Origin of the sequence: Geminocystis sp. CENA526, from assembly GCF_050753365.1 — a bacterium.
Classification (GTDB): domain Bacteria; phylum Cyanobacteriota; class Cyanobacteriia; order Cyanobacteriales; family Cyanobacteriaceae; genus Geminocystis.
The window spans coordinates 35,013-46,128 of the sequence record NZ_JBLZFY010000023.1; the positions used below are offsets into that span (position 1 = coordinate 35,013).

Sequence of the window (11,116 nt, forward strand, 5' to 3'; positions counted from 1 at the left end):
GTTTATAAATCTTTATATTTATTCCTTCAACATTATGCTATATCCTAAGTCGATCGAACCCTTATCTTCATTTATTAAGAGGAAAAAAATCCGCCAATGGGGAAGCATAACAGCTTTATTTGTTGCCTTATTGCCTTTGGGAGGGTGTTTTTGGGAGGCAAAAAGCGAAGCCCAAGAAGAAAGAGTCGTCAGACAAGCGCCTAGTATTCCTGCGGTGGATGTGGTTAAAGTAAGCACAGGAATTTTAACCCAACCTAGGGAATATATTGGTACGACTGAACCTATCAAAGAAGTAATATTAAGGTCTCAAGCCGAAGGACAGATTTTAAATTTAACGGTGGATGTAGGGGATAGAGTAACCGCAGGGCAAGTAATCGCTCAATTAGATGATACCCTTTTAAAAGCATCATTATATAGGGCTGAAGCCGAATTAGCATCTTTAAATTCTGCGGTGACGGAAGCCGAAGCGGATGTAATTTCTGCTCAAGCACAAGTTAAATCTAATCAGGTACAATTAGCCCAAGCGGAAGTTGACGCAAATCGACTAGACGAATTATACAACGAAGGTGCCATTGCTCGTAGAGAAGTGGAATTAGCGCAAACGGAAGCAAAAACTGTGCAACAAGCGGTTATATCAGCCCAATCTCAAGTTAGTGTTAGACAGGCGGCAGTGAAAACCGCAAAAGGAAGAATTACCGCTCAAAAAGCTATTATTGACGAGGAGAAAAAAAGGCTTAATTATACTCAGATAAAAGCACCTAGTAGCGGTTATGTATTAGAAAGATTAACGGAACAAGGAAACTTAATTCAACCGGGAGGAGAAGTAATTAAAATAGGGGATTTTAGTCAAGTAAAAGTTGCTGTAGCGGTATCAGAATTAGACTTAGAAAATCTGGCTTTAGGAAAGAGTGTTAACGTTACTTTAGATGCGTTTCCTAATGAAAAATTCACGGGAATAATTAATAGAATATCACCTTCTGCCGATCGAAATTCTCGACAAATTCCCATAGAAATTTTATTGAGTAATCCCCAACAAAAAATTAATGGGGGGTTATTAGCCAGAATCAAATTTTCTCAAAATAATGTTGCACCTATTGTGATACCAGAAACGGCGTTAAAAATTAATAATCCTAGAGAAAATATCCTATCTAATACAGTTTTTGTATTAAACAACAGTATAGATAATCCCCAAGTTACTACTCGACAGGTGACTTTAGGGCAATCAAGAAATGGTAAAGTTGAAATCCTTAATGGATTAACCACTAACGATCGAATTGTGGTAAGAAGTAGTGATAAATTAGAAAATGGACAAACTGTGAGATTAAGCGTTATCAGTGAATTATAAAATTAATAAGACGATTTTTAAGAAAGAATTTACCAATCTCCTTTTAAAAAATTAATTATTCTGAAAAACTATGATATTTTTTAGGGAAATTGAGTTAAATTTATTTAACTGTATCTATTAGACGTGTAACTTGTTACACTTTATAATAATAGTTTAGATTGCCTGTGTTGTTGTTTCTGTGAGGTTAAATAGAGTGAAATCCATCGTGATTTTTGATATAGACGGAGTAATCCGAGATGTAACTAATTCTTATCGTAGAGCATTAGCTGATACTGTAGAATATTTTACCAATAATGCCTATCGTCCGACTATGGCGGATATAGATAATCTCAAAGGAGAAGGTATCTGGAATAATGACTGGGAATGTTCTCAAGAATTAATCTTTCGTTATTATGAAAGTCAAGGTCAATCTCGTGAAAATCCCCCCTATACTTATGATGAGATTGTGCATTTTTTTCAATGCCGTTATCGAGGCAGTCAACCCGACAAACCCGAAACATGGGAAGGATATATTACTAATGAACCTCTTTTAGTCGATCGAACCTATTTTGACACCTTAACAAATAATAACTTAGCTTGGGGCTTTTTTAGTGGAGCTACCAACGGTTCAGCCGAATATATCTTAAAATACCGTTTAGGGTTGGAAAATCCCGTTTTAGTGGCGATGGATGACGCACCGAGTAAACCAGACCCCACGGGGTTATTTTTAGCGATAGAATTGATAGAAGCGAGATTCTCTTTACCTTCAGGCTTACCCGTAGTCTATTTAGGGGATACCGTTGCAGATATAATGACGATCGAGAATGCTAAAAACATTAAACCTCAAAGAAAGTGGATTTCGATCGGGGTTTTGCCTCCCCATGTGCAAAATGATGATATTCTTCGTGAAAATTATACTAATCAGTTACTCAAAGTTGGAGCGGATAAAGTTGTCACAAAAGTAACAGAATTTGTAAATCTTTTATGAAAAAAACCTTTATAGATGAAGACACAAAATTAAATTATGAAATAGAAATCAAGAACTTTAATTCTGCAAAAAATGAGTATATTGTCAAGCATTTAAAAGAATTATTGCCTGATTGGTTAACCTATCCTCAAACTATTATTTTTCTGTTTTTTCAATGTAAATATCCTTTAAATGGCTCTAATTTACCTCAAGAACAATTAGAAAAAGATAGATTATTATTAAAGTTTAATCAATTAGGAAAAGAATTTTATTATCAGTCTAAAAAACAAGGTATTTTATCAGAAATTATTTGTCCTAAAAGCGGTTTTCCTCAATATTCCACTCAAGGTACACAAATATTTAGTATCCCCCATCTGCTCGATCGAAACCTATCATCATTTCAAGTAAAATCAGGACAATGTGGGATTATACATCCATTATGGGGACAAGCAGTTTATCCTTGTATAATGTTTTCTATGGGCAATATCACCGAAACTAATCAGATTTTGTCTAAAATTGTGTCAATTATGAGTCTCAACGCCTTATTTTTCCATTTTTTTCATCGAAATCAGGTTTATTGAGAATTTTTCAGTGAAACATCTAAAAGACTTGTTAAATTGGGCGCAAAAGATTGTAAATTAAAAGTATGAGGATTGACAAATTTTTTATGAACAAAATGACGATAGTTTAAGCAAAAATAATCCCATTCTGCCATTTGGACGTTAAAAACTTTAATAAAAACATTTGCTAATAAAATTGATAATGGTATTTGAAAATAAACTTTTTTGCCGAAATAATTACTAATTTCTTGGATAGCTTCATTAACTTTTAAGGAAGGATTTGCTAAGACAAATTTTTGCTCATAACTACTGTCTAAATTAGCTCTATTTTCGATTAAATAAACAATCATAGTTGCTATATCTTGAGCATGAATAAAATGAAAACTACCGTCTGCTTGAAACCAACGAATGAGGTTAATTAATTTAGGTAAATCTTTTAATCCAGCCGATAGATGAGAATAGGGTTTATTTTCTTCTCCACCAAACACCAGAGTAGGATAAACTGTGATGATTCGATCGAATAATGGTAATTCTGAGAGTTTAGTATAACATTGATATTTTGTCTTAATATAGTCTGTCCCAATTTCTCCTGCTTGGTGTAAAAGTTGGTTATCTTGGTTTAAAATACTGGCGGTAGAAAAGTAGATTATTTGTTGGCAATTATCGGGATTTAAACTGTTAATTAAATTTATATTTGCCTCCACATTTATCTGGTAAGACTCTTCTTCTCCTCCCCAACAAGTAGCGGTTAAAATGGCGATATTTATGGTACTTAATAATTCTTGATAGTCGAGAATATGACTTAAATCTCCTTCAATTATATTAACTCCAGTTCGATGGAGATAATTAAATTTTAATTTGCTAGGATTTCTGACTAAAAAAAACAATTCATGCTCAGTATTTTGGATTAATAAATCAGCAATATAATGACCAATACATCCACTACCACCTGTTATAAAAATACGCATATTATTAATTTGATTTATCAAAATTTATTTTAGGGTAAATTGTAATTATTTTAACTTATAAAAGTTTAATTTATTGTATCATTTCATTCTTTGATAATTGAACCAAATACTCTAACATTAGAAGAATGATATTTTTCTGTTAATGCTATAATGCTCGATCGGTATTCTCTCAGTTTTTCTAAGTTCATATAATTATATAGCGATCCTATTTGAGTTGTAAGATTATCATAAAGGTAGGTGTCAGGTATCAGGTGTCAGGTAAAATACTGATAAATCAAAGTGTTTAGTCTAATTGTTGGTTTTAAGAGATGTTTCTTATCACGCTATTATTTCTCATAAATGATTTAGGATTGCTATAATTCTTAATTCTTAATTCTTAATTCTGATTTATTCAGCAAACCCTAAATATATTTAGTCATTGCGAGGCACGAAGCAATCTCTCAAAGTTAGTGTATTAAGGTTAAAATCGTGTCAGGGTTGAATAATATTAAACCCCTACGAAGGATTAAAAAAGTCTCTTAGTTACATTCTTTCTAAAACAGAAATACCTAATAAAGATAACCCTTGTTTAAGCACTTTTGCTGTTAAATCGGCTAACACTAAACGAGATAATTTTACTTTTTCTTCCGCTTGTAAAATGGGACATTGATCATAAAATTGATTAAATTTTTGGCTTAATTCAAACAAGTATAAACAAAGGCGATTAGGTAATAAATCTTTTTCTACTTCGTGAAGAATAAAGTCTAGTTGTAAAAGATGTTTTGCTAATAATAATTCACTATCTTCTGTGAGGATAATATTATCATTAGAAGTTAAACTATTTAAGTCAATATTGCCTTTTCTACTGATACCTTGTACTCGCACATAGGCATATAAAAGATAGGGTGCAGTGTTGCCTTGAAGGGCTAACATTTTATCGAAACTAAATTTATAATCTGTCGTGCGATTTTGGCTTAAATCTGCATATTTTACGGCACTTAAACCGACTATTTTACTCACTTGATTAATGAAGTCTTCACTTTCATTTCTATCCTCGTTGGTTAAGCGATTTTCTAAGTCTTTTTTCGATCGAACTACGGCTTCATCTAACAAATCTTTTAAACGGATAGTTTCCCCCGATCGAGTCTTGATTTTTTTACCATCTTCTGCTAAAACTAAACCAAAAGGAACATGAACTAAATCCACATTTTCAGGAATAAAATTAGCTTTTTTTGCTACTTGAAAAACTTGAGTAAAATGATTAGATTGCCCTGCATCAGTTACATAGATTATGCGAGTAGCTTTATCTTGATTGACTCGATATTTTAAAGCCGCTAAGTCAGTGGTGGCATAGTTATAACCGCCGTCAGATTTTTGAACAATTAAAGGTAAAGGGTTGCCTTCTTTATTGACAAAACCATCAAGAAATACACATTTTGCTCCTTGATCTTCTTTTAAAAGTTCCGCTTTTTCTAAGTCTTCTATTACTTGGGGTAAAAAGGGATTATAAAAAGACTCTCCTCTTTCGGTTAATTTGATGTCTAATAATTGATAAATAACTTCAAATTCTTTCCTAGATTGTTCACATAATAACGTCCATGCTTGGATACTTTCTGCATCTTTACTTTGCAATTTAACTACTTCATTTCGTGCCGTTTCTTGAAATTCTATATCTCGATCGAACTTTAATTTAGCTTGTTTATATAAAGTAACTAAATCTCCAATATCCACCGCATTAGCAGTAGTTAAAACTTCGGGTTTTTCCAGACGTAAATAGGCAATTAACATCCCAAATTGAGTACCCCAATCCCCCACATGATTTAGTCTTAAAACATCATGCCCTCTAAACTCTAATATTCGGGCTATACTATCTCCTATAATAGTCGATCGAAGATGACCAACGTGCATTTCTTTGGCAATATTGGGGCTAGAAAAATCCACAATAACTCGCTGAGGTTTTACAGTTTTTGCTACTCCTAGCCTTGTATCTTGATAAACTAAATTAATTTGTTGACAGATGTAATTAGGTTTAATCGTAATGTTAATAAAACCAGCACCTGCTATTTCTAAAGGTTCACAAAAATTTTCTATATTAACCTTATCAATATTATCAATAATTGTCTGAGCGATCGATCTGGGGGGCTGTTTTAAAGTTTTAGCAAGGGATAAAGCAACATTACATTGATAATCACCAAATTTAGGATTACTAGCAGGTACAACCAAAGGTTCAATAAAAGTGATATTATCTCCAAAAGCCTTAATTAAAGCCGTAATAAAAATATGTCTCAGTTTTTCTATCATGAAAAAGTCAAGTTAATATATATCTTAAATATAATGAAATATTATATCATTAATTGGTGAAGATATTTTAATTATGACTGATTAAAATACTTTAAAGTCCTGAAATCTAGCCTATGGGAAATTAAAAATAACTCGATCGCTAAAAGCGGTGCTGTGCGATCGAACTTTCATACTTCTTAAGAAAATCTCAAAAATTTTTTTATATTATAAAATACAATTATCTTTTATCTTTGACATTATGATTAATCGCCGTGATTGGATTCGCTTAACTGGTACAGGAGTATTAACTACCCTTTTAACCGCTAAATACTCCCAAGGAAAAAGAGCGATGGCATCGACTAACCAAGTAAGTATAGAATGGTTTGGTCACAGTGCCTTTTTATTTTCCAATGATCAAATCAGAGTTTTAGCTAATCCTTTTACTCCTTTGGGTTGTATCGCTAAATATCAAGCCCCCCGTCCTGTAGTGGATTTAGTAATGATTAGCAGTAGGTTACTAGATGAAGGTTCGGTGGCAGGATTGCCTAATAATCCTCAATTAATGGTTGAACCGGGGGTTTATAATGTAAGAAATATTGAATTTCAGGGTATTAGAACTCTCCACGATCGAGAAGGGGGTAGAAGATTCGGTGATAATATAGTATGGAGATGGACTCAAGGCGGAGTGAATTTATTGCATTTAGGCGGTATTGCTTCCCCGATTTCGATCGAACAACGTATTTTAATGGGTTCACCTGATATAGTATTTATTCCAGTGGGAGGAGGTGCAAAAGTTTATAACGCCGAAGAAGCCATGAAAGCGATCGAAGTCTTAAAGCCTCGCATGGTAATTCCTACTCAATATTTAACCAATGCCACCGAAGCAGATGTTTGTGAGTTGCAGGGGGTACAAAGATTTGTGGATTTAGCCAAAGAAGCTAATTTTAATATCAACATCGTTAAGGGTAATCGTATCACCGTTCGTCCTCAAGATTTACCTTCAGAGGGTACTTTGGTTCGAGTTTTTGACGGCAGTAATTTAATTAGTTGATAAAGGAATTAATGAAGGAATTAGGACTACTATTGACTAATTTTTTATTTTGAAAAGTGCAAGATGCCTTCGGGAAAAACTCACGATCGAATCACATGGTACAGTTTACCATTAGTAATTATTGTTTTTGGGATCATTACCAGACAATTAAGTTCAACATTATTAGCTAGTGTTGGCTTTGTTTTTAGCGGTTTAATGTTTGGACCTGATTTAGATATTTATTCGGTACAATTCAAACGTTGGGGAGTTTTGCGCTTTATTTGGCTTCCCTATCAAAAACAATTAAAACATCGATCGATCATCTCTCATGGTTTTATTATAGGTACGATCGTGCGGGTTTTATATCTGAGTCTGATACTATTTATCGTGGCTATTTTTGCAGTGACGATTACTCAATTAATATTCGGTTTTGAGTGGCATTGGCAAAAAGCTATAATTAACACTTTTATCATAGTTAAAAATCAATATTGGCAAGAAGTGCTATCTTTATTTATTGGTTTAGAATTAGGGGCGATGAGTCATTACTTAGCTGATACTATTGGTAGTTGGTGGAAATCGAAGAAGCAACCCTCTCCTCCCCGTAAAACTAAAAAACGCCGAAAAGTTGTCAAAAAGAAATCTTAACATTTATGAATATTACCGATTCCGTTAATCACAAGATTCTCAATGCCTTAGATAAATTAATTCAAGTTGTCGCACAACTTCGATCGCCCGAAGGGGGATGCCTTTGGGATTTAGCTCAAACTCAACAATCTTTGATACCCTATATTATTGAGGAAGCCTACGAAGTAGTCGATGCTTTACACTCTCAAAATCAAGAAGCCATAGCCGAAGAATTAGGAGATTTGTTATTGCAGGTAGTTTTACAAGCTCAAATTGCTCAAGAAAAAGACTATTTTAACTTAGAAAATATAGCAGAAATTATCACTGCTAAATTAATTCGTCGTCATCCCCACGTTTTTGATAATTTAGAAGTTACTTCCGAAGCAGAAGTTCATCATAATTGGGAGTTGATTAAACAACAGGAAAAAGCAGAAAAAAAAGAGTCTAATTTGCTCAGTGATAAGCTGAAAACTTATGCTCGTAGTTTACCTCCTTTAATGGCTAGTCAAAAAATCTCGAAACAGGCAGCAAAAGCAGGTTTTGAATGGGAAAATGCCGAAGGTGTTTGGGATAAATTTAAGGAAGAATTAGCAGAGTTTCAAGAGGCTATTGAAAACAATAATATGACTCATGCAGAAGAAGAATTAGGGGACTTATTATTTACGATCGTGAACATTGCAAGATGGTATAAATTAGACCCGACTATTGCTTTACAAGGTACAAATAATCGCTTTATTCAACGTCTTTCTTTGATGGAAAAATTTGTCGATCGACCCTTAGAAGAATATAATATTGTAGAATTAGAATCCCTTTGGCAACAAGCGAAGAAACATCTTAGAAAAGAGTAAAATCGTGATGTAGGATGTAAGTTAAATGGATAATGTAAGTACTCATGCAAAATAGATTGTGAATTTTAAAATTAATTAAAATAACCTACATCTTTGTTGCCTCTTGTCTTTTGCCTTTTGCATTTCATAAAGTAAACATACAATTAATTTTGCCTACTCACTTATATTGCCATTACGATTAATAACATGGTAAAATGAAAGGTTATCTTAGTTGTTTCTACCTAAAAAATATAGGAATATAGACAACTTTTTTCAATGCCTTAAAGATAAAAATTACCCATGAAAATTAGCTGGATTAACCGTGCCGATCGTTTGAGTGCCTTACCGCCCTATGTTTTTGCTCGTTTAGATGAATTGAAAATCAAAGCCAGAGAACAAGGTTTAGATTTAATCGACTTAGGTATGGGCAACCCTGACGGTGCAACCCCACAGCCTATTATCGACTCCGCAAAAGAGGCTTTAAATATCACCAAATATCACGGTTATCCCCCTTTTGAAGGAACGGCTAATTTTCGCCAAGCCATTGCCAATTGGTATCAAAGACGCTACCAAGTGGACTTAAGTGCCGATAGCGAAGCATTACCCCTATTAGGTTCAAAAGAAGGCTTATCTCATCTAGCGTTAGCCTACATCAACCCCGGTGATACAGTGATTGTACCAAGTCCATCTTATCCTGCTCATTATCGAGGACCAGCCATTGCGGGGGCAAATATCTATGCACCCATTTTAAAAGCAGAACAAGATTGGGTATTAGATTTAAAAAGTATTCCTGAAGATGTTGCTCAAAAAGCAAAAATTCTCTACTTCAACTACCCTAATAACCCCACCAGTGCCACAGCACCCCGTAGCTTTTTTGAAGAAGTCGTATCTTGGGCAAAACATTATGAGATTATGTTAGTTCACGATCTCGCCTATGCTGAATTAGCTTTTGAAGGTTACGAACCAACTAGCTTATTACAAATTGAAGGAGCAAAGGATATAGGAGTAGAATTTCATACTCTTTCAAAAACCTATAATATGGCGGGGTGGCGTGTCGGTTTTGTGGTGGGCAACAGCGACATTATTCAAGGGTTGCGTACCCTCAAGACTAATCTTGATTATGGCATTTTCAGTGTGATTCAGACTGCCGCACAGACAGCTTTACAACTTCCTGATACCTATATTCAAGAGGTACAAAATCGTTATCAACAAAGACGAGATTTTGTCATTGACAGATTAAGTAAATTAGGTTGGAATATGCAACCTTCTAAAGCTACGATGTATTTATGGGTACAAGTGCCTCGTAACTCTAATTCCACTGATTTTGCCCTTGATTTGCTACAAAAAACAGGGGTAGTAGTAACCCCCGGCAACGCCTTTGGAGAGGGGGGAGAAGGTTATGTGCGTTTGAGTTTGATTGCTGATTGCGATCGACTTGGAGAAGCCCTGAAACGTTGGGAAAATGCAGGAATACATTATTAATTAGGGGGTACTTAAAAAATGTCCAAATTTTGAATAAAAATTGTTGAAACCGCTCACTTTTTGTTCAATGTAGTTTGTCTAAACCATTGATTTTAATGGTCTTCAGATTTTTTTCAGCAGACCCTACTTAAGTGTTATTAACCATACCAAAAGACTTTTTGATTGGAGGCTGTTAACCCTCCTCCTTCTTCTTCCCAATAAAAATCTAATAAATAATATAACTTAATTACTTCGTGTTCTGTAATTTCTTGATTTTTTACCTTTTCTAAAAAAGATTCCATAAAATTAACGATCGTACCTAATTCTTCTTTCGGTAAATCTTCATCAAGATTAGTCAAGGTTTTTCTAGCGTCTAAAATAGTATCACTTTTTTGTTGCAGAGGAGTGGACTTTCTTAAGGGATCTCTTGTAACCGCCGCTATCCCTTGAGTAACCGCTTGTTTAATTTGCTGTTTGAATTGTACTGTACCCCTTGCCTTTTGTTTGCCTATACCTTCTTTAGAGGAAGCATATAAACTTGGTAAACGATTAAGGGCAAAAGTAGCTATTTCTACTAAACTAATCGTATCTGCCATATTACTTAAGGCTTTATTATTAAGCAATTGATACTCGATTTCCTCATCTACGAGTAATTCCATGACATTTTTATAAGTAGTTTTTCTTGTGGACATAGCAGTTAATTTTATGTTGACAATAAACAGCAATAGTAAAAAATTGAGACAGGAAAGAGGCAGGGCGTGTCCATTCTCAGAGTGAATTTATCAAATGTAAGTGTTTTTTCAACTTAAAATAAAAATTAGCACTTACTTATATTCAAAATAAATATAATAATATCTAGTCTAATGGCAAAATATAAAACTGTCAAAGATTTTCGTTGATCTCAGAATAAAGATATGACTTCAAGGAAAGCAATAGGTAAGCTAAGACGCATTTAACTTACATTTTTTGGTTTTTCTACTTCTTGTCGTGATAAATTAATCGAAAAGGGTGTTAGGTATCAGGTTGCAGGTATTAGGTTAAATTCAAACTGTTAATTTATAACAATTGCATTTTTAAAATAATCAAAGCTATAGAT

General features: G+C 33.9%; 10 protein-coding genes. 7 read left to right on the forward strand and 3 right to left on the reverse strand.

The features are described 5' to 3' along the window. Nucleotides 1–34: 34 nt before the first annotated feature. The 3 genes from ACN4EE_RS08880 (at nt 35) to ACN4EE_RS08890 (ending at nt 2,872) form a co-directional block, all read left to right on the forward strand. Entirely contained in the window at nt 35–1,345 is a 1,311-nt protein-coding gene (locus ACN4EE_RS08880; protein ID WP_431706071.1) for an efflux RND transporter periplasmic adaptor subunit, read from the forward strand. Nucleotides 1,346–1,538: 193 nt separating this feature from the next. Beyond that, a complete protein-coding gene (locus tag ACN4EE_RS08885) occupies nt 1,539–2,312 on the forward strand; it encodes a TIGR01548 family HAD-type hydrolase (protein WP_431706072.1) in 774 nt (257 codons plus the stop codon). Then, nucleotides 2,309–2,872 (forward strand): hypothetical protein, encoded by a 564-nt coding sequence (locus ACN4EE_RS08890; RefSeq protein ID WP_431706073.1) that lies wholly within the window; start codon nt 2,309–2,311, stop codon nt 2,870–2,872. Before ACN4EE_RS08885 ends, ACN4EE_RS08890 begins: the two co-directional genes overlap by 4 nt. Here ACN4EE_RS08890 and ACN4EE_RS08895 read toward each other — a convergent pair. Beyond that, complete coding sequence (locus ACN4EE_RS08895; RefSeq protein WP_431706074.1) at nt 2,866–3,819, reverse strand: NAD-dependent epimerase/dehydratase family protein; 954 nt, start codon at nt 3,817–3,819, stop codon at nt 2,866–2,868. The genes ACN4EE_RS08890 and ACN4EE_RS08895 overlap by 7 nt on opposite strands. 522 nt (nt 3,820–4,341) lie before the next feature. Further along, nucleotides 4,342–6,099 (reverse strand): arginine--tRNA ligase, encoded by a 1,758-nt coding sequence (argS, locus tag ACN4EE_RS08900; protein ID WP_431706075.1) that lies wholly within the window; start codon nt 6,097–6,099, stop codon nt 4,342–4,344. Nucleotides 6,100–6,337: 238 nt separating this feature from the next. Here argS and ACN4EE_RS08905 point away from each other — a divergent pair, with 238 nt between their 5' ends. The 4 genes from ACN4EE_RS08905 to ACN4EE_RS08920 all read left to right on the forward strand — a co-directional run bounded on the left by ACN4EE_RS08905 (nt 6,338) and on the right by ACN4EE_RS08920 (nt 10,041). Further along, on the forward strand, nt 6,338–7,129 hold the full coding sequence (locus ACN4EE_RS08905; RefSeq protein ID WP_431706076.1) for an MBL fold metallo-hydrolase: 792 nt from the start codon (nt 6,338–6,340) through the stop codon (nt 7,127–7,129). 63 nt (nt 7,130–7,192) lie between these two features. Continuing rightward, nucleotides 7,193–7,753: a metal-binding protein gene (locus tag ACN4EE_RS08910; protein WP_431706077.1), complete on the forward strand. Its 561-nt coding sequence runs from the start codon at nt 7,193–7,195 to the stop codon at nt 7,751–7,753. Nucleotides 7,754–7,758: 5 nt separating this feature from the next. Further along, a complete protein-coding gene (gene mazG / locus ACN4EE_RS08915) occupies nt 7,759–8,580 on the forward strand; it encodes a nucleoside triphosphate pyrophosphohydrolase (RefSeq protein WP_431706078.1) in 822 nt (273 codons plus the stop codon). A gap of 279 nt (nt 8,581–8,859) precedes the next feature. Beyond that, entirely contained in the window at nt 8,860–10,041 is a 1,182-nt protein-coding gene (locus ACN4EE_RS08920; protein WP_431706079.1) for an aspartate aminotransferase, read from the forward strand. Between the two features lie 137 nt (nt 10,042–10,178). On the opposite strand, the gene ACN4EE_RS08925 is transcribed toward ACN4EE_RS08920, so the two are convergent. Beyond that, nucleotides 10,179–10,712, reverse strand: coding sequence for a late competence development ComFB family protein (locus ACN4EE_RS08925; RefSeq protein WP_431706080.1), 534 nt, complete (start codon nt 10,710–10,712; stop codon nt 10,179–10,181). Nucleotides 10,713–11,116: the final 404 nt, after the last annotated feature.

Bases quoted from the DNA above. Each gene is read 5' to 3' on its own strand.
- ACN4EE_RS08905 (WP_431706076.1), top strand. From the start codon at position 6,338: ATGATTAATCGCCGTGATTGGATTCGCTTAACTGGTACAGGAGTATTA.
- ACN4EE_RS08890 (WP_431706073.1), top strand. From the start codon at position 2,309: ATGAAAAAAACCTTTATAGATGAAGACACAAAATTAAATTATGAAATA.
- argS (WP_431706075.1), bottom strand. From the start codon at position 6,099: ATGATAGAAAAACTGAGACATATTTTTATTACGGCTTTAATTAAGGCT.
- ACN4EE_RS08910 (WP_431706077.1), top strand. From the start codon at position 7,193: ATGCCTTCGGGAAAAACTCACGATCGAATCACATGGTACAGTTTACCA.
- ACN4EE_RS08880 (WP_431706071.1), top strand. From the start codon at position 35: ATGCTATATCCTAAGTCGATCGAACCCTTATCTTCATTTATTAAGAGG.
- mazG (WP_431706078.1), top strand. From the start codon at position 7,759: ATGAATATTACCGATTCCGTTAATCACAAGATTCTCAATGCCTTAGAT.
- ACN4EE_RS08920 (WP_431706079.1), top strand. From the start codon at position 8,860: ATGAAAATTAGCTGGATTAACCGTGCCGATCGTTTGAGTGCCTTACCG.
- ACN4EE_RS08895 (WP_431706074.1), bottom strand. From the start codon at position 3,819: ATGCGTATTTTTATAACAGGTGGTAGTGGATGTATTGGTCATTATATT.
- ACN4EE_RS08925 (WP_431706080.1), bottom strand. From the start codon at position 10,712: ATGTCCACAAGAAAAACTACTTATAAAAATGTCATGGAATTACTCGTA.